Genomic DNA, 21,506 nt, shown 5'->3' on the forward strand with positions numbered 1-21,506 from the left:
GTTCGGTCAAGCCCTCGACGTCGCGCCGTTGTCCAGCACGTAGCACTGCCCGGTGGTCAGCGACGCCTCGTCGCTGACCAGGTGCACGGCGACCGCGGCGATCTCCTCGGGAGCGCCCCACCGGCCCTGCCTGGCCGCGACGTAACCGTCCGGATCGGTGCCGAGCGCGTCGACGAGGAAGGGGGCGCTCGCCTCGGCGGCCCTGGTCCTGACCAGTCCGGGGACGATCGCGTTCACCCGGATCCCGTCCGCGCGCAGTTCCAGCGCCGCGGTGCGGGTCAGCGACTCCACGGCAGCCTTGGACGCCGCATAGGCCGCGATCCCCGGCGAGGCACAACGACCCGCGACCGACGACGTGTTGAGGATCGCGCCACCGCCCCGCTCCCGGATGGCCGGGACCGCGGCCCGGATCCCGTGCAGGACGCCGCCGACGTTCACCGCGAACACCCGGTCCCAGTCCGCCGGATCCAGCTCCTCGATGCGCCCGCCCGCGCCGGCGGCCGCGTTGTTGAACAGGATGTCGAGCCCGCCGAACGCGGTGACCGCCTGCTCGACGGCTGCGACCAGGTCGTCCGGGACCGCGACGTCGCACCGCACGGCGTGCGCCGCGTCGCCGAGCTCGGCGGCCAGCGCGGCCAGCCCGCGTTCGGAGACGTCGGCGAGCACCACGGCGGCGCCCTCGGCGACGAAGCACCGCGCGGTGGCCGCACCGATGCCGTGCGCCGCACCGGTCACGATCGCGACCCGGCCCTGCAGCCGTCCGCTCACCGGTCGCGGTCCGGTGTGGCCAGCATGGTGCGGACCTCGCGGCGCAGGACCTTGCCGATCGGCGAGCGAGGCAGCGAGTCGACGAGGTGCACGGCCGTCACCTTCTTCACCGACCCGACCCGCTCGCGGCTCCACGCGATGAGCTCGTCGGGGTCGACGTGGGCGTCCGGCCGCAGCACCACCGCGGCGTGCGGTGTCTCGCCCCACCGGGCGTGCGGGACCCCGACGACCGCGGCCTCGGCGACCGCCGGATGTTCGGCCAGCGCGTCCTCCAGCTCGGTCGGCCAGATGTTGTAGCCGCCGGAGATGATCGTGTCCTCCTTGCGGTCGGTCAGGTGGAGGAACCCGTCATCGGAGATCCGGCCCATGTCCCGGGTGCGGAACCAGCCGTCCGGGGTAACCCGCTGCGCGGTGGCCTCCGGGGCGGCCCAGAGCTCCCGCATCGTTCCCGGCGAGCGCCCGGCGATCTCCCCGATCTCGCCGTCGGGCAGCCGATTGCCGTCGTCGTCGAGGATCGCGACGTCGGAGTTCGGGGTGGGGCGCCCGGCCGAGCGCAGCCATCTGCGCTGGTCGTCGGTGCCGTCGAGGACGTGGTGTTCCGGGGTCAGAACGGTCAGCGGCAGGCACTCGCTCTGCCCGTAGATCTGGTACATGATGTTGCCCCACACCCCGATCGCGGCGGCCAGCGTGGCCTCCGGTGCGGGTGCGGTCCCGTAGAACACGGTGACCAGGCTGCTCAGGTCCCTGGTCCGGGAGTCCGGATGTTCGGCGATCATCCGCATCAAGGTCGGTACCGTCATCGTCACGGTGATCCGTTCGGACTCGATCAGTTCCAGGAACCGGGCGGTGTCGAAGGCCGGCATGACCACGGTCGCCGCCCCGGCCGCGACCAGCGGCCAGGCGAACATCCCGGCGGCGTGGCTCAGCGGGGCGGGTGCGAGATAGCGGTCCCGCTCGGTGAAGCGCGGAATGACGAGCGCCATCTCGGTGCCCATGTCCATCCAGCCGCGGACGGTGTGCAGGATCCCCTTCGGCTTGCCCGTCGTCCCCGCCGAGAACCGGATGACGTGCGGATCATCGTCGGTGAGTGGCACCTGCGGGTCCTCGGTGGATGCCGCCGACAGCGCGTCCTCGTAGCCGGTCACCCCGTGGGCCGGGCCCTGTCCGGTGACCAGCACGGTGGTCAGCTCCGGAAGGTCGGCCAGCATCGGCCGGAGCGCCGCGAGGTGCCGGTCCTGCACGATCAGGGCGCGGGCACCGACCAGGCCGAGCAGGTAGTGGTGCCGGTCGGCGGTGTCGTGTCCGTACAGGGCACACCGGACGTAGCCGCCGATCGCGGTCCCGGCGATCTGCTCCAGGCTCTCGAACGCGTTGTCGCCCAGGAGCGCGACCCGGTCACCGGGCTGCACGCCCGCGGCGCGCAACGCGTTCGCCAGCCTGATCGCGCGCTCCAGCAGCTGGTCGTAGGTCTGCGAGCGTTCCTCGCAGACGAAGGCGGTGTTGCGCCCGAACAGTCGAGCGCTCTTGCGGAGCAGGTTCGCCGGGTCCACAGCGTCCCTCTACGGCCGGCCCGTGCCGTGTGGCACGTCGACCCGGGTGAGCTCGAGGTTCGCCTTGTCGGTGTCGACCCCGGTGGCCGCGGCGAAGAAGTCCGGCACCGTGCAGATGAGCAGTGATCGGCCGTCGTCGCCGCCGAGCGCGCAGGCGTAGACGCCGTTGCCGTGCGGGTCGGCGATCTCCTCGACGAGGGTGCCGGTGCGGTCGAACCGCAGTACCCGCTGGTGGCCGGCGTCGGCCACCCACAGTCCGTCCTCGGCGTCGATCGCGCAGCCGTCCGGAATCAGCGCGAGCGCGGCCATGACCTCCGGCAGCGGGCCCAGCTCCGGGGGTTCGGCGAGCTGCGCGAACAGCCGCCGGTCGGTCAGCTCGCCGTCCGCACCGATGGTGAACGCGGTCAACCGGCCGGCGAACGACTCCGCGACGAGCAACGTGCTGCCGTCGCCGGTGACGACCATGCCGTTGGGGCAGATCACGTCCTCGGCCGCGACGTGCACCGAACCGTCCGGATCGACGCGGAACACCGCACCGGGTCGCGGCGGGTCACCCGCGGCGACCGCGAAACCGATCGTGCCGGTGAAGGCCCGGCCGTCGGACGTCACCACCAGGTCGTTGATCTCGTGCTCGCAGACCCTCGACAGGTCGGCGTGCACCGTCACCTCGCCGTCCGGCGAGCGGCGCAGCAGCCGCCGGTCGTGCATCGAGACCACCAGCATCGAGCCGTCCGGGAGCCAACCGATACCGGACGGGTTGCCCTCCACCCGCAGCACCTCGGTCCGGGTGCCCTCCTCGTCGTAGGTGCAGAGCACCCCGGCATAGATGTCCGAGACCCACCATCGCCCGTCGTGCCAGCGGGGTGCCTCGAAGTAGTGGCCGCCGGTCGCGAGCCGGGTGATCGACCTCGTCGTCGTCATGGGTGCTCCTCGATTCGGTGTGGGGGGAAGGTGGATCGTCGGACGGGGCTACAGGCCGTAGGAGGAGCCGATGATGTCGCGCTGGATCTCGCTCGTGCCCGCGAAGACGGTGCCGACGATGTTCTGCCGTAGCTGGCGCTCCATGTCGTACTCGGTGGTGTAGCCGGCGGCGCCCATCATCTGCATCCCCTCGACGGTGACCGCCTTCGCCAGCTCGGTCGCCTTCAGCTTGGCCATCGAGGCCTCCCGGGGGAGCTGTCGTTCCGGGTCGTCGTCGGTTCTGCGGGCGATGTCGTGCACGAGCAGCGAGCAGCACTCGAGTTCGGTGGCCAGGTCCGCGAGCCGGTGCTTCAGGGCCTGGAACGAACCGACCGGGCGACCGAACTGCCGGCGCCCGCTGACGTAGGCGAGCGTGTCGTCGAACGCGCGCCGCGCATTGCCCAGGAACGTCGCCGCGCACACGAGTCGCTCGAAGTTCAGCCCGGCCATCAGCTGTCGCCACGCCTGGTGCTCGACGCCGATCACCCGGTCGGCCGACACCTCGACGCCGGTGAAGAAGACGTCGTTGACCTCCCGGCCGCCCAGGGTGTCGATCGGCCGGATCTCGACTCCCGGGGTGTCCCGCGGGACCTCGAGCATGGTGACGCCGTCGTGCTTGCGGCCGGTCGCGCCGGTACGGCAGACGAGCAGGATCCGTTCCGCGTACGGAGCACACGAGATCCAGGTCTTCTGGCCGTCGACGACGTAGCCGTCCCCGGTGTGCCTTGCTGCGCAACGCATCGCCCCGACGTCGGAACCCGCCTCCGGCTCGCTCATCGCGATCGCGGACACCTCGCCCCGGCTGACGCTGCCGATGATCTCGTGCCGTTGCTGCTCGGTGCCGAACCGCAACGCCGTCCGGCCGACGATCATCGAGATGCCCAGGCCGAACACCGGAACCTGGCCGTAGGCGAGCTCCTCGAGGAGCACGCAGGCGTCGGCGACCCCGCCGCCGCTGCCGCCGTAGCGCTCCGGGAAGGCCACGCCGGCCCAGCCGAGCTCGCCGAGCTTGTGGCAGATCGGCGAGCTGTGCGCCTCCCGGCCGTGGTCGGTGAGCTGCGCGCGCTGCTCGGGGCTGCCGCACTCTCGGGCGACGAAGCTCCGGACGGCGCCGGCGAAGGCGGCCGAGGTCTCCCGGCCGGTCGGTTCGAGCGACACCCGTGGAGCCCCTCTCGTTCGCAGGGACCGCCGGGATCCGGCGGCACCGCGAACTTAAATACATCCCAGGATGGATGTCAATGTGCCCGGAGCAGCCCGTGGACCGCCTGCTCCAGCACCTCCAGCTGCCGCTGCTCGCGATCGGCACGGGCACCCAGCGATGTCTGGAACGCCATCCCGCGCATGACGTTGACGACGTGATCGCCGATCTCGTCGAGCCGTTCCGGGGGATGCACCCCGTCGTCGAGGGCGCGCGTGGTGATGCGCCGGATCCGGCGGCCGATCTCCCGTTCGACCTCGGTCAGCACGCCGCGCAGCTCGTCGTCGATACGTGCGGCGAGGTGCAGCTCGGTGGCCGCGGTGAACAGGTCCGACCGGAAGGAACGCCACAGCGCCTCGAGTGTCGGGCGGACCCCGGACGCGCCCTCCAGCTCGGCCACCGTGACGACCATCAACCGGTCGTGCAGGTGCAGCAGTGCCTCGGCGACCATCTCGTTCTTGGTGGCCCAGTGGTGCTTCTGCGCGCCCCGGGTCAGGCCGGACAGCTCGGCGATCCGCTCCGACGTCGCACCGCGGTACCCGTACCGGACGATCGCGGTGATCGTCGCGTCCAGTACGGCGGCGCGGGTCGTCGCCCGCCGTTCGGCGTTCGACCGGCGTGGCCGCTGCCCGTCGTCCTTCATCCGGTGAGCTTAGGTGGGTGGGTTCTCCCCGCAGCGGGTCCGGCGCAGCCCCTGCACGGTCCGCGCGACGGCGATCTCGCCCTCGATCGTCCCGGCGATCCGCCGGACGAACCGGACCGGCTCGTCGGCGGCGTCCGGCAGCTCCGCGACGATCCGGTCGATCGCCCCCAGCCCGGCCAGGTCGGACGCCGTCACCTGCTGGGTCGCGGCGACCTCGGCGGCCCGGTCCGGTGTGCCGTGCACGATCGCGCTCGCGCCCTCGGGCGGCAGCGGCGTGAGCCAGCCGTGCCCGGCGGCGAGCACCCGGTCCGCGGGGAGCAGCGCCAGTGCGATCCCGCCGGTGCCCCGGCCGAGCAGCACCGACACGGTCGGAACGGGCAGCCGGGTCATGGCGGCCAGGCAGCGGGCGATCTCGCCGGCGAGGCCGCCGTTCTCGGCCGCCGGGCTGAGCTCCCCGCCCGGTGTGTCGATCACCGTGACCAGTGGGAGCCGCAGCTCGCGGGCCAGCTCCATCCCGCGCTGCGCGACGCGCAGATCGGCCGGTCCGGGGGCCCGGGTGGCGGCGCGGTCCTGCCCGACCAGCACGCAGCCGGTGTCACCGAGCCGAGCCAGGCACAGCACGGTGGCCGCCGCGACCTCGCCGGCGCCGGTCCCGTGCAGCTCGACGACATCGCGGCAGCCGTGTTCGAGCAACTCGCGGACCCCTGGCCGGCCGGGACTCCGGGTCGCGGTGATCGCCTCCCACGCGCCGGGCGGCGGGCCGGTGGGCTCCGGGGCCGGCTCGAGGCGTGTCCGGGAACCGGAGCTCCGGCCGATGGTGCGCAGGATCGCGGCCACCCGGTCGCGCAGCCCGCCCTGGTCGACGACGGCGTCGACGAGGCCATGGGCGTGCAGGTTCTCGGCGGTCTGCACGCCGGGCGGGAACGGCTCGCCGTGCAGGGCCCGGTAGACCTTCGGCCCGAGGAAGCCGATCAGCGCACCGGGTTCGGCGAGGACCACGCTGCCCAGCGAGCCCCAGGACGCGAAGGCCCCACCGGTCGTCGGGTGCCGCAGGTAGCCGATGACCGGCAGACCCGCCTCCCGGTGCACGGCGATCCGGCCGGCGATCTCGATCATCGCCAGGAACGCGGCGTTGCCCTCCTGCATCCGGGTGCCGCCCGACGCCGGGGCGAGTACCAGCGGAAGCTCCTCGGCGGTCGCCCGGGCGACCGCGTCGATCACCCGCCGGGCGGCGACCGTCCCGACTGAGCCGGCGAGGAACCCGAACTCGCTGCAGACGACGGCGACGGCATGCCCGAAGATCCGCCCGCCGCCGGTGACGACCGACTCGTCGGTCCCGGCGGTCCGGGTCGCCTCGGCGAGTTCCCGCCGGTATACCGCCCCGGCACCGGATGGTGGGACGGCGGGGGAGTCCCACGGGTGGAACGAGCCGGGATCGAGCAGCGCGGTGAGCAGAGCGGTGGACCCGGGCGTCCCGAGGCCCGGCCGGAGCTGCGGAACCGGTTCCGGTGGCATGCGATCCCCTTCGGTCGGTGTCCTGCTGGTCGACCCTAGTGGAATAGTGGACAGTCCAATACTCTTATGCGCGATCCACTCGCGCTACGGTGGGTGTCGACGAGATCCATCGGGACGATTCGTGCGGAGGTGCCGGTGCCCATCGAGCCCCGGCGTCCGGCGACGCTGCAGCCGCTCACCCGGCCGCGCCTCTACGAGCAGCTGGTCGAGCGGCTGCTGGAGCACATCACCGAGCACCGGCTCGGCCCCGGCGACCGGCTGCCGCCCGAGCGCGAGCTGGCCGGTCAGCTCGGGGTCTCCCGGGCCTCGGTGGTGCAGGCGCTGGTCGCGCTGGAGGTGCAGGGCGTGATCGACGTCCGGCACGGCGACGGAGCGGTGATCCGCGAGGTCCCCGCCGACCGCCAGGTGCTCGCCGCGGTGCGCTCCCGGGAGCACCGGCTCCGCGAGGTGATCGAGGCGCGTGAGGCGCTCGAGGTCCGGATCGCTGCGCTGGCCGCGCAGCGCCGCACCGAGCAGGACCTGCGGCGGATCGAGGGATCGCTGGACGCCATGGCGGACGACATCGCGGCCGGGGGGCGCGGTATCGCGGCCGACGAGGAGTTCCACGCGGCCGTCACCGCGGCCGCCCACTCCGGCCTGCTGGCGACGCTGATGGGCGAGATCGCCGGGCTGGTCCGGGAGTCCCGGATCGAGTCGCTGAGCCGGCCGGGTCGTCCCGGCGAGTCGCTGGCCGGGCATCGTGCGGTGCTGCGGGCGATCCGCGCCGGTGACCCGATCGCGGCGTCGGCGGCGATGGGGGAACACATCACGGCGGTCTCGGACGTCCGGCTGGGCGACGAGGGGTAGCGCGAGCCGCCCGCGGCCGGATCCGGTTGCTCCACTCCGGGCCCGATGCCGGCCGCGGTGCCGTGCGACGTCCGGCGAGGACGGGTGAACCGATCGGCGCCGGCGTACGTAGCTCCCGCGGGAGGTGCGCAGTGGCGGACGAGATCGAGCTGGCCGAGCACGCGCGGCTGGTGGAGGAGATGCCGGTCCGGCTGACGGCGGCGGTCGCAGCCGGGGTGCTCCAGCCGGACGAGGCACGCGAGCTGCTCCACCGGGCGCGCTCGCTCCTGCAGGCCCGCTCGGCGGCGTCCCGGCGCCGCAACCCGTGGTGATCGGCAGTTCGTGGAGGTCCGGTGTCATAGGTGGCACCGGACCTCCACCGGAGAACGATCACCACCGGACTCGCCGGTCGGGCAGGCTATCCGGCGACCGGCACCGCCCCACGGCGTAGCGCGGCCGACTGCCACCCGGCGAAACCGACCACCACCAGGGCCTGAGCCAGCAGGAACGCCGTTCCGAGCGCGGTCGGCGCCGCCATCGGCACCAGCGCGACGCTCGCGACGACCCACAGCACGTTCACCAGGACCACCGCCCACGCCGCACCGTCCGGGACCGGGCGTCGAGCGGCCAGCACGAGCAGGGCGCCGGCGAAGAGAACGAGGAACGCCCCGGCCCCCACGAGCAGCCCGATCGGCAGCCCGAGCAGCGGAGCCAGCAGGACCGCCCCGGCGGCCGTGATCGCGCCGAGCCCGCCGGACGCCAGCGCGTCGACCCGCAGTGCCGGACGGATCGCGATGGCGGGATACGTGGTGTGGTTCATGATCGCCTCCTGGACCTCGCCGGGGCGCGTCCCCGGTGCCTGTCGTCCACGATCGGCGAGCACACACACCGGGTCGATTACCTGCGAGGTCGTGCCCGGAGCGCAGATGATGTGGTGGAATGCGTTCCCGTGAGCACCTCGGCGAACGCCCCGGAGCCCGCACCGATGACGGCCGCGACCCTGGCCGCGCCCGGTGAGCTGGTCGTCGGGTCGTTCCCGCGCCCGGTCCCCGGCCCGGGGGAGCTGCTGGTCGAGATGCGGTACTCCTCGGTCTGCGGCTCGGACGTGCACTCGGTGTTCGACGGCTTCCACCGGCCGGACATGCTCGGCCGCCCCGGCTACCCCGGTCACGAGGGCACCGGCATCGTCGTCGGACCGGACGACGCGTTGCTGCCACCCGGGACCGCGGTGCTCACCGTGCCGCCCGGCCCGGTCGGGCAGTGCTTCGCCGAGTTCCAGGCGGTCCCGGAGCGCTACCTGGTCCCGCTCGCGCCGGACGCCGACCTGCGTCGCGCGGTCACCGCCCAGCAGATCGGCACCACACTGTTCGCGATGCGCCGGGTCGGCCGCCCCGAGGGCGACGTCGCGGTGGTGATCGGGGCGGGCTCCGCGGGCGGCTACTTCGTGCAGCACCTGCGGCGGCTGGGGTACCCCACGGTCGTGGTCACCGACCGGGACGCCGACCGGCTGGCAACCGCCGCACGGCTCGGCGCGACGCACACCGTGCAGGTGCCCGGCCAACGGGCGGAGGAGCTGGTCGCCGATCTCACCGGCGGGCGTGGTGCCGACGTCGTCGTCGAGGCCGCCGGCTACGACGACTGCCGGGCCGCCGCGATCGACATGGTGCGCTGGGCGGGCACCGTGTGCTTCTTCGGCTATCCCGAGCGCAACGAGCCGAGTGCGTTCCCGGCGCACCTGGCATTCCAGCGCAACGTGACGATCGTCTGGCCCAGCGGCGCGCAGCACGAGCCGGGGCTGCGCTCGTTCCACGAGGCGCTCGAACTCGTCGACAGCGGGCGGATCGAGGTCGACCAGTGCCTGGAGCGGGAGCTGCCGCTCACCGAGACACCGGCAGCGCTGGACCTGGCCCGGCGGGCCGGCGACGGCGCGGCGAAGATCGGCATCCGGATCGCGCCGGTCAGCGGCGGATGAGGCCCCGGTAGAGCGCGGGTCGCCGGTCGGCGCCGATGGAGCTCGGGTGGCCGGCGAGGCGCCCGCAGGGATCGGGCTGTCGATCAGCGCTCGGTGAGGCCGCGGTAGAGCTCGGGCCGCCGGTCGGCGAGGAACGGATTGTCCCGCCGCGACGCGGCCAGCACCTCCCGGTCGAGCCGGGCGAACAGCAGCTCCTCGCCGCGCCCGGCCCTGGCGACGTCGGCGCCGTCCGGACCGGCGATGCAGGACAACCCGCCGTAGACCAGCCCGCCCTCCCGGCCGGTGTGGTTCGCGTAGCCGACGTAGAGCTGGTTCTCGTACGCCCTGGCCGGGACGAGGGTGTCCGGCACCCGGTCGTAGCCGATCATGTTCGCGGTCGGTACCAGCACCGCGTCCGCCCCGGCGACGGCGAGCCCGCGAGCCGCCTCCGGGAACTCGACGTCGTAACAGATCAGCAGGCCCAGCCGCCAGCCGTCCAGCTCGACGACCGCGCAGGCGTCCGCACCCGCGCCGAAGCGGGCCCGGTCCAGCTCGCCGAACAGGTGCGTCTTGCGGTACCCGGCGAGCCGGGAGCCGTCCGGCCCGACGAGCGCGACCGCGTTGAACACCTGCCCGCCGTCGTACTCCGGATAGCCGTAGAGGATCGCCGTGCGGTGCCGCCGGGCCAGCGTGGCGACCGCGGCGGCCGAGGGCCCGTCGGCCGGTTCGGCGAGTTCCCGTACCTCGTCGGCGTCGATCGCGTAGCCGGTCAGGAACATCTCCGGGGTGACGACGAGATCGGCGCCGGCCGCGGCGAACCGGTCCAGCCGGTGCAGGTTCCCCGGCACGTCCCGCGGCCCGGGGACGCACTGGGCGAGCGCGAGCCGCATCAGTCGGGCAGGGCCAGCGGGGCGAGCTCGGCGAACCGGTCGCCGGGCCCCGGATTGTCGGCGTGGCAGGCCCCGCCGAGGTGGTGCATGATCCCCCAGACCGCGTTCAGCGCGGTCTGCACGGCACCCTCCGCCCAGGCCGGCGTCCAGGAGACGTCGTCGCCGGCCAGGAAGATCCCGCGCTCGGCCGCGGGCAGGTCGTCCTGCATGAACTGGCAGTACATCCGCCGGTTGTAGCGGTAGTGGCCGGGCAGCGCACCCTTGAACGCGCCGAGGCTGTGCGGATCGGACTCCCAGGTGACGGTGATCGGGTCGCCGATGACGTGCCCGGCGATGTCGACGCCCGGGTAGATCTCGCGCAGCGCGCGCAACGCCAGCTCCACCCGCTTCTCGACCGGGTAGGGCAGCATCTTCAGCGAGTCGCTCATCCACGAGTACGACAGGCAGATCACGCCGGGCCGGTCGGGGCCGTTGTCGAACAGGTAGGTGCTGCGGGTGAGCCGGTCGGTCAGCGTCATGCTCATGACGTCCCGGCCGGTCGCCGGATCGGTGTCCCGCCAGAACGGCCGGTCGACCATCACGAACGTCTTCGTCGACTGCATGTAGCGGGTCCGGTCGATCGCCATCCACAGTTCCTGGCTGAACAGCGACTCGTCGGTCTCGATCTGGGTCGAGAGCAGCCAGCCCTGGCAGGTCGCGAGGACGGCCGGGAAGTCGCGCACACCGCCGTAGACGTCGGTGATCCGGATCGCGCCGGGCGCCGCGGAACCCGAGGCCGAGCCGGAGCCCGCATCGACACGGTGGATCCGGGCGACGCCCGGCCGGGTCCCGCCGCCGTGCAGCGACGACAGGCTGGTCCCGGCGGGCCAGTGCGCGATCCCGTCCGGGGCACGCCGCCACAGGCCCTGCGGAACCTGCTCGACCCCGCCGACGACGAGCACCTGGTCGTCGTCGCAGGCGGTCGTCACCACCCGCAGGATCTCCAGCATCGAGTTCGGGAAGTCCGAGTCCCACCCGCCGGTGCCGAACCCGACCTGCCCGAACGCCTCCCGGTGCGCGAAGCTCAGCTCGGCGAACGGCGTCGAGGTGGACACGAAGTCGTAGAACGTGCGGTCGTCCCACTGCGGCACCAGCTCGTCCCACAGCCGCTTCAGGGTGACCGCGTCGCGCGCCCGGATCGCCTCCTGGATCGCAGCGAACCCGGTGCGCTCCTCCAGCGCGGCCGCCCAGGCGTCCGCGACCTCGGTGAAGAACGGCGGGAGATCGGCCAGGCCGGTGCCGTAGTACGTCCGTCCGTGCAGATCGATCACGGTGCTGCCGGACGCGGGTGTCAGCGGGTTCGGGAACGGCTCGGTGCGCAGCCCCAGCAGGTCCACGTAGTGGTGGAACGCGGTGGAGGAGATCGGGAACCGCATGCCGCCCAGCTCGGCGACGATCCCGTCGGCACCCTCGAACGGCTGCGAGCGCAGCCGCCCGCCCAGGTGCGACGGCTCGTACACGACCGGGCGCAGGCCGAGCCGCATCAGCTCGTAGGCGGCGACCAGTCCGGCGATCCCGGCGCCGACCACGGCGACCTCGGTGCCGAGGCGGTCGGCGGGGATCCGGCCGAGCCCGGCCGGATGGGAGATCCAGTCGTCGAACGGGAACGGGAAGTCCGGGCCGAAGGCGGTGACCGGACGGGGCTGGTCGGGGCTCATCGTGCGGCTCCTGGTGGTCGGGCCGGTCGGTGGGGTCACTCCCGGTGGTCGCGGGCCGGCGCTCAGCCCCGCCGCGACCGCACCACCCCGGTGACGATCCGCTGGTAGGTGGTCGGGAGCAGGCGCACCATCGAGTCGATCGCCCAGGCGTCCGGCCCGATGAGGACCCGGCGCCGGTCGCGCAGCACCCCGTCCAGGATGGTCCTGGCCGCCCGGTCCGGTGTCGTCAGGAACAGCGCCTCGAACTCGGTCGACGCGTCCTGCGCGGACTTCCCGGTGGCCTCGGCGACGCTGGCGTCCATCCGCGCGGCCCGCGCGATGTTGGTCTTGATCCCGCCCGGGTGCACGCAGGTCGCCGACACCCGGGACCCGGTCAGCTCCAGGTCCTGGCGCAGCGACTCGGTGAACCCGCGCACCGCGTACTTGCTGGCGTTGTAGCCGCTCATCAACGGCTGGGCGGCGATGCCGAACACGCTCGACAGGTTCACCACGTGCCCGTCGCCGGACTCCTCAAGGTGCGGCAGGAACGCCTTGGTCCCGTACACCACGCCCCAGAAGTTGATGTCCATGATCCAGCGGTAGTCCTCCAGCGACAGCGCGGGGACCGTCCCGGACAGCGCGACACCGGCATTGTTGACGAGGAGATCGACCACCCCGTGCTCGGCGACGACGGTGTCGGCCCAGCCGTACACCGCCTTCTCGTCGGCGACGTCGAGCTCGGCCGTCGTCACCCGGATCTGCGGGCCGGCGAGCGCGGCGGTCTGGGCCAGCCCGGCGGCGTCCCGGTCGGCGAGCGCGAGGTGACATCCCTGGCCGGACAGGCGCAGGGCGAGCGCGCGGCCGATCCCGGAGCCGGCCCCGGTGATCGCCGCGGTACGGCCGGTGAAGGTCTTCATGCCGGAGGCCTCTCCGTCGGGATCGTGGCGGGGAGAGACTAATCCGATGACGAATCGGACGATCCCGGCCAGTCGCCGATCGTCCTCGGTGCCGTCCTGCGCCGTCACCCACCTGCGACGTCACCCACCTGCCGCGTAACGCGCCCGCCCGGCCACTTCGATGGGCAGAGTGACGACGAGCGGCGGGCAGGCGGATGGACGACGGCGGACCGTACGAGCGCTACTACGCGGACCGGAAGGCCGCGGGGGAGCGGACGGTCCTGTGGCCGTGGGTGCTGCTCGCCGTCGTCGTCCCGCTGCTGCTGGTCCGCTCGTTCCTGGTCGCGGGTGGGCCGGCCGAGGCCACCGCCACCCGGATGTCCGCCGCGCCGGTACCCGTCGCGACCGCCGACGGCGAGTTCCCGGTCGGGACCGTGCTGGAGCCGGGCATCTACGGCTCCCCGGGGCCCGACGGGGGCCGGACCTGCGAGTACGTCCGGGTCGGCGCGGACGGCGTGCAGGTCGCCCGGGCCGTGTTGAACGGCCCGGCGGCGGTCCGGTTGGTCGCCGGCGAGACCGTCACCTTCGCCGGTGGCTGTGCCTGGTCCAGGAGGTGACCGCCGCAGCGTTGCGGTGGAGCCCGCAGCGTGGTGCAGTGGACACGTGTCCCCCGTCAGCGCGCCGATCGATCGCACGTTCGTCGTGTGCCTGATCGCCGTGGAGCTGTTGTCGGTGGACGATCGTCGCTGTCGCCGGGAGCCCTGCGCGGGCTGAGTGCCGCCGGAACGGCGGTTCGGCCCCCGCCCGCCGCCCTGTCGCGACGTCCCCCGGAGCCGATCCACCGTGAATCCCGTCCTGTCCCCGTGCGCGGGTGCGCCGACCCCCGAGTCCGGTCTCGAGTTCGATGCGGCTGTGGGGCCGGTGCCGCCGCCGCCGGCCGAGCCGACGACCCCCGGCGACGACGGTGGGCGCGGTCCCGGCCTGCTCACCCGGATCGCCGTCGCGGCCCGCGCCGCGCGGGCCGCGCACGTCCCCTTCTGATCCGCGACCGTCGTGCTCGTCACGCCGGGTGATGTTGCTCGGCCGCACCAAATGACCGTACATTCGAGGACGTGACGGGAACCGACGGACCGGCGACGCTGCGCCGCAGTCCCGACCGTCAGCTCTGGCGTCAGCTGCTCGACGACCTCCGCCGCCGCCTCGACGCCGACGCCTTCACCCACGGCTTCCCCGGCGAGCTCGCGCTGGCCGAGGAGTACGGCGTCAGCCGGCACACCGTCCGCCAGGCGGTGAAGGTGCTCCGCGACGAGGGCCTCGTCGTCGGGACCCGCGGCCGCCCCTCCCGGACCGCCGAGCCGGTCGAGATCGTGCAGCGGCTCGGTGCGCTGTACAGCCTGCACGAGTCGGTCCTGGCGCTGGGAGTCGAGCAGCGCAGCGTGGTGCGCGCGCTGGACGTCCGGCGGGACGGCGTCGTCGCCGCCCGGCTGGGCCTGGAGGAGTCCACCCCGCTGGTGCACCTGGAACGGCTGCGCCTCGCCGGGGGAGAACCGCTCGCGCTGGACCGGCTCTGGCTGCCGCACGAGCTGGCCGCGCCGCTGCTGGACGCCGACTTCAGCACCGGCGCCCTCTACGAGCGCTACGCCGACCGGTGCGGGGTGGTGCTGACCGGCGGCGAGGAGACGATCCGGCCGACCCTGCCGACCCCCGCCGAGCACCGGCTGCTGGGCGGCAGCCCGTCCACCGCGGCCTACTCGATCCGCCGGCTCGGCACCGCGAAGGGACGCCGCGTCGAGTGGCGGCACACCCTCGTCCGGGGTGACCGGTTCGTGCTGCGCGCCGACTTCGCCACCCGCGACGGCTACCAGCTCGAGCTGCTGGGCAGCCCCGACCGGGCGGACCCGCGCCGGTGACCGGGATGATCGCCGGGGTCCTGGGGCTGCTCGTCGGCCTCGTCATCGGCGCGCTCGGGGGCGGCGGCGGGGTGCTGTCGGTCCCGGCGCTGGTCTACGCGCTCGGGCAGGACGCGCACGCGGCCACCGCGGGCAGCATCGTCATCGTCGGGATCATCTCGGTGGTCGGCGTGCTGAGCAGGCTGCGGGACCGGACGGTCGACTGGCGGACCGGGTTCGCCTTCGGCGCCGTCGGACTCCCGACGGCGTGGGCAGGTTCGGTGCTCAACCGGGTCGTGCCGCAGCCGGTGCTGATGCTGTCGTTCGCCGGGCTGACCCTCGCCGTCGCCGCGCTGATGCTGGTCCGCGGCGGTGCCGGACATGAACCGGCGGCACCGGCCGCGGCCGGCCCGTCCGGCGGCCCGTCCGGCGGTACTTCAGTGCTGGTGCGGTCGCGTCGCCGGGCGTTCGTGGTGCACGCCGCCAAGGTGACGGTCGCCGGGTCGCTGGTCGGCTTCCTGACCGGGTTCCTCGGTGTCGGCGGTGGGTTCCTGGTGGTGCCCGCGCTGGTCGTGCTGCTCGGCATGCGGATGCCCGTCGCGATCGCCACCTCGCTGCTCGTGCTCACCCTCAACGCGGCGGGCTCGCTGGCCGCCAGGGCCGGGCACCTGGAGTCGGACTGGGCGGTGCTCGGCCCGTTCGTCGCGGTCGCCGTGCTCGGCGCGCTGGCCGGGAAGCTGGTCGCCGACCGGCTCTCGGCGACCTCGCTGACCCGGGCCTTCGCGGTGCTGCTGCTCCTGGTCGGCGGCGGCGTCGGGGTGCAGAGCGTGGTCGCGCTGCTCAGCTGAGACCGTCGGCGAGCGCGCTGTCGAGATCCGGGTACCAGCGGATGACCTGGTCCAGGCCGGTCATCCGGACCGGTCGCTGCACCGCCCGGTTCGCCGGCCCGGTCACCCCGGACAGCGGCACCCCGAGCTCGTCCGCGGCGCGCGACGACCGGACCACCGCGGTCAGCCCGTGCGACCCGAAGAACCCGACGCCCGACAGGTCGAGCACCGCCCGCCCGCGGCCGGGCTGCTGCATCAGTTCGACCATCCGGAGCCGGATCACCTCGGCCTCGGCCTGGTCGATCTCGCCGATCACCTCGAGCACGGTGAACCCGGGCCGGGGGACGTGATCACGCAGCCGCACCTTCGACGCTCCCCACTCCGGAGCCGGATCGGGGCTGCTCACCGGCCACACCCCGGTGCGGACGCGCAGGTCCGCCGGACCCGCCGGGCCGAGCGGGCGGGACCGTGCGACCGGGGCGGTACGGCGCTGCGGATGATGTGGTCACGGTACCGAGCGCGGACCGGAAGTCCAGCCTCCGACCTGCGGAACCTCCCGTCGTGTTCAGGTGGTGACGCGGGCCCTGGTCCGGGCCGCGAGGCCCGCCAGCGCGGCCGGGAAGATCTCCGCGGGCGGGGTCACCAGCCCGGCGCCGACCTGACCGACGCCGGCGACCCGGCCGGCCATCCCGGTGTTGATCTGCGGGAGGACCCCGGTCCGGCACACCTTCGTGACGTCGATACCGCTGGGGACGCCGGCGAACTCCAGCACCGGGACGGTCCACCGCGGGTTCGTGCCGATGGTGATCTCGCGCATCCGGCGGGTGGTGGCCAGCGCGTCCGGCACGGTGCCGCCGACGAGCCGGACGATCGCCGGTGCCGTCGCCATCGCGAAGCCGCCGATCCCGGCCGTCTCGGTGATCGCCGAGTCGCCGATGTCCGGGTTCGCGTCCGCCGGCCCGTAGTCGCCGAGGAACAGGCCGTCGGCCAGCTGCGCCGGGCCGGTGAACCACTCGTCGCCGGTTCCGGAGACCTGGATGCCGAAGTCGGTGCCGTTGCGGGCCATCGCGACGACCATCGTCGATCCCTCGACGCCGCGGGCCGCGTCCAGCGCGAGCTTGCAGGCGGGCATCGCCAGGTTCAGGAAGAAGTGGTCGTTGCCGCCGATGAAGCGCAGTGCCGCGGCGATGTCGTCGCCGGATGCCCCGGCGCCCGGCCCGGCGGTGACCATCGCCGGGGACAGGTCGCGCAGCAGCATCAGGGTGCCCGCGCGGTTGCGGTTGTGCGCCTCGTCGCCCATCTGCAGCATCTGGGTCAGGATCGCGGTCACGTCGACCGGGTCGCCGGCGTCGCGGGTCGCACGCACCGCGACCCGCAGCAGCGGGCCGAGCACGTCGCCGAGCCAGCGCAGCCGCTGCAACACCTCCGGGCCGTAGGCCCCGTAGCGCAGCACCTTGCCGAGGCCCTCGTTGAGCGAGCAGTGGGTGCGCCGCCCGGTCGCCGGATCCTCCAGCACGAACATCCACATGCCGGACGTGACGACCCCGGCCATCGGGCCCACCGTCGCGTGGTGGTGGCAGGGCTCCAGCGACACCGATCTGCCCGACTCGAACAGCGCCGGTGCCTGCTCCGGGTCGTCGACCAGGCCGTCGAGCACCGCGGCGCCCATCAGCGCGCCGCGCAGCGGACCGGACGCCCGGTCCCAGGTGATCGGCGGCCCGGCGTGCAGGAACCGGCCGGGTTCGAGACCGAGCACCTCGGAGGCCGGGGCGACGTCGACCAGCGTCGCCGTCACGCCGAGCATCGCGGCCAGCGCGCGCTCGTTCGCGGCGGTCCGCAGCGGGTCGGTGGCGACCGTCGCCAGGTCGTCGGCGGTGCCGTCCATCGGAGGGCGCCAGTCCACCCGGGTGACCGGGACGGCCTGGTCCTCGACGGCGTCGGCGAGCAGATCGGCGCCGGTGCTCACCACGGAAGCCGGGGTGCTCGTGGTGCCGGCTCCGCTCACTGTGCTGTTGGTGTTCGCTCCGCTCACTGGGCCGCTCCGATCGGTGCCTGCTCGCCGAGCAGCTCGAGGGCCCGGCGGGTGGCGCGGGCCTGGGACAGGTGGACCTCGGAGCCCGCCGCGACCAGCGTGCCGATCTGGCGGTGCAGGTCCTGCGGATCGGCGGCGGTGCCGACGACGGTCACGACCACCGGTGGCCGGGCGCCGGCCAGCACCGGGGCGAGAGTCGCGGCCGGATCGGGCTCGGCGCCGTGCCCGAGCACCACGTCGAGCAGTACGACGCCGGTGTCCGGATCGGCCAGCGCCGCGCGCAGATGCTCCAGCCGCAACGTCGGATCGATCATCGGGTGGGCGCGGCCGGTGGTGTAGGCGTCGTCGCCGAAGTCGACGAAGGTGTGGCCCGCCGAGGGGGCCCCGGCGGCGATCGTGGCCGCCTCGGTGGCCAGCGTGCCACCGGCGAACAGGCCACGCAGGTACCGGCCGCCGGTCGCGGCCCGGGTGGAACCGTGCACCGGCCAGTCCGGCACCGGCCTGCCGAGCCGGGCGAGCACCGCCTCGGCGGCCCCGGTCAGATCCGGCCGCCCCGCCCCGAGCAGGGCGAACTCGACCGGGGTACCCAGTCCGTCCGCCAGCTCACGGATCTCGGCGGCGACGTCGTCGGCGGGCGGCTTGGACACCAGCACGATCAGCTCGACCGCGGGATCCGCGTCGAGCCTGCGCAGCGCCTCGCGGGTCGCGAGCCCGCGCACCTCTGCCGACAGGTCCCGTCCGCCGACACCCAGCGCCGACGTCACCCCGACACCGGCGTGATCGAGCAGCGCGAGCAGCTGCTGGCAACCGGTGCCGGACGCGGCGACGATCCCGACCGGCCCGGGCTCCACGGTGTTCGCGAACCCCAGACCCAGACCGTGCACGACGGCCGTCCCGCAGTCCGGGCCCATCACCAGCACCGACCGCTCGGCGGCGGCCCGCTTCAGCGCGACCTCCTGGTCGACCGGCACGTTGTCGCTGAAGATCAGCACGTCGCTGCCGGCCTCGACGGCGTCCATCGCCTCGACGGTCGCGTTCGGACCGGGCACCGAGATCAGCGCGATCGGTGCGGGCGCCCGGTCCAGCGCCGAACCGGTGGTCCGCGGCGCGGCGAGGGTGGTGTCCCCGCCTGCGGCGGGCCGGTTCGCCTCGGCGAGCGCGGTGTCCACCCCGGCCAGTGCCGCGGGCAGCGCCGCGTCGTCGGTCAGGCGCAGGGCCACGACCAGGTCGTTCGGGCCGGCCGCGGCCGGGACCTCGAAGCCCATCCCGGTGAGGACGTCGACGTTCAGCGGTGTCGCCATCGCGACCTGCGCGGCGGTCACACCGTCCAGGCCCGCCGCGGTGCGGCTGACCCGGAGCAGGGTGACCGAGTCGGCATAGGCGCCGGGTCGTACCTCGACGTGCGTGGTCATGCAGCGGCCCCTTCACGGTGCTGGTGGTCCCGGTGCTGGTCTTTGTGGTGCAGGTGGTGCCGGTCGCCCGGCGTCTCGCCGTGGTCCCGGCGGTGCCGGCGCAGATCCGCCAGTGCGAGCCGGGCGCCGTGCAGCATCCCGGCACCGGAGGTGTGCCCGACGGCGGTGAGCGCAGCGGTCGCGCGCAGCTCGGCCGGCGATCCGAGCGCGGCGACGAAGGCCGCGAACTGCGGCACGACCTGGCCGTCGAGGGCGCAGCGCAGCAGCGTCGCGGACAGCAGCGTGGTGCGGTGCAGGTGGGCGCGGACGGCGGCGTCGACCGCCGGGGTGGCCGCACCGGCGGCGCGGTGCAGGGCCAGCCAGCCGCAGAGGACGTCGTCGCCGAGCGGGGTGAGCCCGTCGCCACGTCCGACGAGGTCCGGCACCGTCGACGGGCACACCCGGCCGGGCCCCGCCACCGAGCCGGGCCCTGCCATCGAACCGGTCTCCACCATCGGGTCGCTCCCCGCCGAGCCGGGCCGCGGAATCGAGCCGGGCCGCGGAATCGAGCCGGTCCCCACCGAGCTGGACCCCACCGAGCTGGACCCCACCGAGCTGGACCCCACCGAGCTGGACCTCACCGAGCTGGGCTGTGCCGAGCTGGGCTGTGCCGAGCCGGGCTGCGCCGAGCAGGACCCCGGCGCGAGACCCCCGGCCGGGAGCTGCGGGACGCGAGTGTCGGTGAACCGCCGGATCCGCAGCGGCTCGCCGTCGACATGCAGGACCCCGCCGCGCAGCTCCACCGCGCGCACATCGAGCCGTCCGAGCCGGGTGTGCAGCGCACACGGGACGGCAACCGCGTCGCGCGCGGTGATCCCGACGCACTCCTCGCCGAGCGCGGCGTACACGGCGTCCCGCCCGCGGTGCACGATCCGGACCGGGCCGTCGGCGGCCGCCAGGAGCCGGTCCCGGACCCGGACGGGAGCGCTGACGGCGATCACGACGCCGACGCTAGCCTGGGCAATCCCGCGATCCGATGTTAACTTGTGCCACCTTCGGCCCCGAGGGAGGGCAACTCTTGCTCAAGCGCGATGGTTCGGACCCGGAGCTACCGGCGCGGGCCGCACTCGCCAGGGTCGACGCCCTGCACACCGGGCTGACCCAGATCGCCCTCGAGGGCGGGGATCTCGAGGGCATCGCCGCCGAGGTCGGCCGGGTCCTCGACGTCGGGATCGCCTTCACCTCGACCGACGGCCGCGAGCGCGCCTCCGCGCTCTCCGACGAGCTGCGCACGCTGCTCGCGGAGCAGGATCTCGTCGACCCGACCGGGCGGCTGCGGGTCGAGCGGATGGGCGCCGACGGGGTCGCGGTCGCCGGCGGCGAGGCCCGCACGCTGCGGGTCGCCGCCGGCGGCACGAACCTGGCGCGCCTGGTGTGCCTGCGTCAGGGGGCCCGGCTCGCCCCGGACGACGTGCGGGCGCTGGAGCGGGCTGCCGCGGTCGCCGCGTTGCTGATCGTCCGGGAGGAGGCGGTGACCGCGGTCGAGACGAAGTACCAGGGCGACTTCCTGCGCGACCTGCTGCTGCGCCGCACGGCCGATGCCGCCTACGTCGCCGAGCACGCCGACACCTTCGGCTGGGACCTGCGGCGCCCGATGGTGGTGGTGTCGGCGGAGCTGGACCCGATCGACGAGCCGGTGTCCGGCGAGCAGCGCAGGGCCTGGCAGAAGCGGTTCTCCGCCGCCTGGCGGCAGGTCTGCGCCGGCCTGGGGGACGGGATCCCGACCGTCGACTTCTCCTCGGAGGTGGTCACCCTGCTGCCGGTGGCCGCGGATCGCGACGCCGGGCCGGTCGGGCGGGAGATCGTCCGGCGGGCGGTCACCGCGGTGGCCGGGGACAAGGGCGGCGGCCGCCGGCAGTTCTCGGCCGGGGTCAGCCGGATCGCCGCCGACGTCGACGCCCTGCCCGGGGCCTACGGGCAGGCGCGGCGCGCGGTCGAGGTGGGCCGCCGGATCGGGGGCGGGGGCAACACCACGTTCTTCGACCAGCTGGGCCTGCACCGGTTGATCGCGCTGATCCCCGATCCCGGTGAGCTGCGCTCGTTCGTGCGGGACGCGCTCGGGCCGCTCGCCGAGCCGACGGCGGAGGCGGCCGAGCTGCGGGAGACGCTGCAGATCCTGCTCGACACCAACTTCAACGTGGCCGAGGCAGCCCGGCTGCAGTTCTTCCACTACAACACGATGCGCTATCGGGTGTCGAAGCTGGAACGGCTCCTCGGGCCGCTGTCGACGGACCCGAACCTGCGCCTCGACGTGGCGGTGGCGCTGCAGGCCCGCAAGATCGAGAACTGAGGCCCCCGGGCGCGACGTCTCGGACATCTGACGGAAACCTGCACGGCAACGCATGGGACGAGAGTGTTCGCGTCATCAATTCGTGCCAGCGGATCCGGCGGACGATCGGCAAGGATCGCCGTCGAGGTGCGACCTGGGTCTCATT

Annotated in this window: 22 protein-coding genes; 8 read left to right on the forward strand and 14 right to left on the reverse strand. The window is 73.9% G+C overall.

Going from position 1 to position 21,506, the window contains the following annotated elements; all coding sequences use genetic code 11:
* Window positions 1–6: 6 nt before the first annotated feature.
* From Pdca_RS01335 to Pdca_RS01360, 6 genes are all read right to left on the reverse strand, one after another.
* Window positions 7–768 (reverse strand): SDR family NAD(P)-dependent oxidoreductase, encoded by a 762-nt coding sequence (locus Pdca_RS01335; RefSeq protein ID WP_085911910.1) that lies wholly within the window; start codon window positions 766–768, stop codon window positions 7–9.
* Entirely contained in the window at window positions 765–2,318 is a 1,554-nt protein-coding gene (locus Pdca_RS01340) for a class I adenylate-forming enzyme family protein (RefSeq protein ID WP_085911909.1), read from the reverse strand. Before Pdca_RS01340 ends, Pdca_RS01335 begins: the two co-directional genes overlap by 4 nt.
* A gap of 9 nt (window positions 2,319–2,327) precedes the next feature.
* Window positions 2,328–3,239, reverse strand: coding sequence for an SMP-30/gluconolactonase/LRE family protein (locus tag Pdca_RS01345; RefSeq protein ID WP_085911908.1), 912 nt, complete (start codon window positions 3,237–3,239; stop codon window positions 2,328–2,330).
* 48 nt (window positions 3,240–3,287) lie between these two features.
* A complete protein-coding gene (locus Pdca_RS01350; protein WP_085911907.1) occupies window positions 3,288–4,436 on the reverse strand; it encodes an acyl-CoA dehydrogenase family protein in 1,149 nt (382 codons plus the stop codon).
* A 77-nt stretch (window positions 4,437–4,513) separates the two neighbouring features.
* On the reverse strand, window positions 4,514–5,119 hold the full coding sequence (locus tag Pdca_RS01355) for a TetR/AcrR family transcriptional regulator (RefSeq protein ID WP_085911906.1): 606 nt from the start codon (window positions 5,117–5,119) through the stop codon (window positions 4,514–4,516).
* Window positions 5,120–5,128: 9 nt separating this feature from the next.
* Entirely contained in the window at window positions 5,129–6,634 is a 1,506-nt protein-coding gene (locus tag Pdca_RS01360) for a carboxyl transferase domain-containing protein (RefSeq protein WP_174824275.1), read from the reverse strand.
* A 135-nt stretch (window positions 6,635–6,769) separates the two neighbouring features.
* Here Pdca_RS01360 and Pdca_RS01365 point away from each other — a divergent pair, with 135 nt between their 5' ends.
* Both Pdca_RS01365 and Pdca_RS01370 read left to right on the forward strand, forming a co-directional pair.
* Window positions 6,770–7,480 carry a FadR/GntR family transcriptional regulator gene (locus Pdca_RS01365; RefSeq protein WP_232021364.1) on the forward strand — a complete coding sequence of 237 codons (711 nt, stop codon included), beginning with the start codon at window positions 6,770–6,772 and terminating at the stop codon, window positions 7,478–7,480.
* A 131-nt stretch (window positions 7,481–7,611) separates the two neighbouring features.
* On the forward strand, window positions 7,612–7,791 hold the full coding sequence (locus tag Pdca_RS01370) for a hypothetical protein (protein WP_085911904.1): 180 nt from the start codon (window positions 7,612–7,614) through the stop codon (window positions 7,789–7,791).
* 86 nt (window positions 7,792–7,877) lie between these two features.
* Here Pdca_RS01370 and Pdca_RS01375 read toward each other — a convergent pair whose 3' ends face one another.
* Window positions 7,878–8,279, reverse strand: a complete 402-nt coding sequence (locus tag Pdca_RS01375) for a hypothetical protein (protein WP_085911903.1) — start codon at window positions 8,277–8,279, stop codon at window positions 7,878–7,880.
* 129 nt (window positions 8,280–8,408) lie between these two features.
* Here Pdca_RS01375 and Pdca_RS01380 point away from each other — a divergent pair, with 129 nt between their 5' ends.
* Complete coding sequence (locus Pdca_RS01380; protein WP_085911902.1) at window positions 8,409–9,431, forward strand: zinc-binding dehydrogenase; 1,023 nt, start codon at window positions 8,409–8,411, stop codon at window positions 9,429–9,431.
* A gap of 83 nt (window positions 9,432–9,514) precedes the next feature.
* Here Pdca_RS01380 and Pdca_RS01385 read toward each other — a convergent pair whose 3' ends face one another.
* From Pdca_RS01385 to Pdca_RS01395, 3 genes are all read right to left on the reverse strand, one after another.
* Window positions 9,515–10,300: a carbon-nitrogen hydrolase family protein gene (locus tag Pdca_RS01385; protein ID WP_085911901.1), complete on the reverse strand. Its 786-nt coding sequence runs from the start codon at window positions 10,298–10,300 to the stop codon at window positions 9,515–9,517.
* Window positions 10,300–11,997, reverse strand: coding sequence for a flavin monoamine oxidase family protein (locus tag Pdca_RS01390; RefSeq protein ID WP_085911900.1), 1,698 nt, complete (start codon window positions 11,995–11,997; stop codon window positions 10,300–10,302). Before Pdca_RS01390 ends, Pdca_RS01385 begins: the two co-directional genes overlap by 1 nt.
* 62 nt (window positions 11,998–12,059) lie before the next feature.
* The gene (locus tag Pdca_RS01395; protein WP_085911899.1) at window positions 12,060–12,893 is read right to left on the reverse strand and encodes an SDR family NAD(P)-dependent oxidoreductase; all 834 of its coding nucleotides are present in this window, start codon (window positions 12,891–12,893) and stop codon (window positions 12,060–12,062) included.
* A gap of 194 nt (window positions 12,894–13,087) precedes the next feature.
* Between Pdca_RS01395 and Pdca_RS01400 the strand changes: the two genes are divergently transcribed.
* From Pdca_RS01400 to Pdca_RS01415, 4 genes are all read left to right on the forward strand, one after another.
* Window positions 13,088–13,489 carry an Rv1352/Rv1906c domain-containing protein gene (locus Pdca_RS01400; protein ID WP_085911898.1) on the forward strand — a complete coding sequence of 134 codons (402 nt, stop codon included), beginning with the start codon at window positions 13,088–13,090 and terminating at the stop codon, window positions 13,487–13,489.
* Window positions 13,490–13,715: 226 nt separating this feature from the next.
* Window positions 13,716–13,913: a hypothetical protein gene (locus Pdca_RS01405; protein WP_085911897.1), complete on the forward strand. Its 198-nt coding sequence runs from the start codon at window positions 13,716–13,718 to the stop codon at window positions 13,911–13,913.
* Between the two features lie 71 nt (window positions 13,914–13,984).
* Window positions 13,985–14,782: a GntR family transcriptional regulator gene (locus Pdca_RS01410; RefSeq protein WP_232021365.1), complete on the forward strand. Its 798-nt coding sequence runs from the start codon at window positions 13,985–13,987 to the stop codon at window positions 14,780–14,782.
* A 5-nt stretch (window positions 14,783–14,787) separates the two neighbouring features.
* Entirely contained in the window at window positions 14,788–15,609 is an 822-nt protein-coding gene (locus tag Pdca_RS01415; RefSeq protein WP_232021770.1) for a sulfite exporter TauE/SafE family protein, read from the forward strand.
* Here the strand turns inward: Pdca_RS01415 and Pdca_RS01420 are convergent.
* From Pdca_RS01420 to Pdca_RS01435, 4 genes are all read right to left on the reverse strand, one after another.
* Window positions 15,602–15,994, reverse strand: a complete 393-nt coding sequence (locus tag Pdca_RS01420; protein ID WP_158092100.1) for an STAS domain-containing protein — start codon at window positions 15,992–15,994, stop codon at window positions 15,602–15,604. The two genes, Pdca_RS01415 and Pdca_RS01420, sit on opposite strands and share 8 nt — an antisense overlap.
* 159 nt (window positions 15,995–16,153) lie before the next feature.
* Window positions 16,154–17,557, reverse strand: a complete 1,404-nt coding sequence (locus tag Pdca_RS01425; RefSeq protein ID WP_232021366.1) for a YlbE family protein — start codon at window positions 17,555–17,557, stop codon at window positions 16,154–16,156.
* A 59-nt stretch (window positions 17,558–17,616) separates the two neighbouring features.
* Entirely contained in the window at window positions 17,617–19,032 is a 1,416-nt protein-coding gene (locus Pdca_RS01430) for an AllF/FdrA family protein (protein WP_085911894.1), read from the reverse strand.
* Window positions 19,029–20,012 (reverse strand): oxamate carbamoyltransferase subunit AllH family protein, encoded by a 984-nt coding sequence (locus tag Pdca_RS01435; RefSeq protein ID WP_085911893.1) that lies wholly within the window; start codon window positions 20,010–20,012, stop codon window positions 19,029–19,031. The genes Pdca_RS01430 and Pdca_RS01435 overlap by 4 nt, the downstream gene beginning before the upstream one ends.
* A gap of 77 nt (window positions 20,013–20,089) precedes the next feature.
* Between Pdca_RS01435 and Pdca_RS01440 the strand changes: the two genes are divergently transcribed.
* Complete coding sequence (locus Pdca_RS01440) at window positions 20,090–21,361, forward strand: PucR family transcriptional regulator (RefSeq protein ID WP_232021368.1); 1,272 nt, start codon at window positions 20,090–20,092, stop codon at window positions 21,359–21,361.
* Window positions 21,362–21,506: the final 145 nt, after the last annotated feature.

This window comes from Pseudonocardia autotrophica, from assembly GCF_003945385.1.
Taxonomy (GTDB): Bacteria; Actinomycetota; Actinomycetes; order Mycobacteriales; family Pseudonocardiaceae; genus Pseudonocardia; species Pseudonocardia autotrophica.

Bases quoted from the DNA above. Each gene is read 5' to 3' on its own strand.
- Pdca_RS01430 (WP_085911894.1), bottom strand. From the start codon at position 19,032: ATGACCACGCACGTCGAGGTACGACCCGGCGCCTATGCCGACTCGGTC.
- Pdca_RS01355 (WP_085911906.1), bottom strand. From the start codon at position 5,119: ATGAAGGACGACGGGCAGCGGCCACGCCGGTCGAACGCCGAACGGCGG.
- Pdca_RS01345 (WP_085911908.1), bottom strand. From the start codon at position 3,239: ATGACGACGACGAGGTCGATCACCCGGCTCGCGACCGGCGGCCACTAC.
- Pdca_RS01385 (WP_085911901.1), bottom strand. From the start codon at position 10,300: ATGCGGCTCGCGCTCGCCCAGTGCGTCCCCGGGCCGCGGGACGTGCCG.
- Pdca_RS01390 (WP_085911900.1), bottom strand. From the start codon at position 11,997: ATGAGCCCCGACCAGCCCCGTCCGGTCACCGCCTTCGGCCCGGACTTC.
- Pdca_RS01375 (WP_085911903.1), bottom strand. From the start codon at position 8,279: ATGAACCACACCACGTATCCCGCCATCGCGATCCGTCCGGCACTGCGG.
- Pdca_RS01400 (WP_085911898.1), top strand. From the start codon at position 13,088: ATGGACGACGGCGGACCGTACGAGCGCTACTACGCGGACCGGAAGGCC.
- Pdca_RS01360 (WP_174824275.1), bottom strand. From the start codon at position 6,634: ATGCCACCGGAACCGGTTCCGCAGCTCCGGCCGGGCCTCGGGACGCCC.
- Pdca_RS01395 (WP_085911899.1), bottom strand. From the start codon at position 12,893: ATGAAGACCTTCACCGGCCGTACCGCGGCGATCACCGGGGCCGGCTCC.
- Pdca_RS01415 (WP_232021770.1), top strand. From the start codon at position 14,788: ATGATCGCCGGGGTCCTGGGGCTGCTCGTCGGCCTCGTCATCGGCGCG.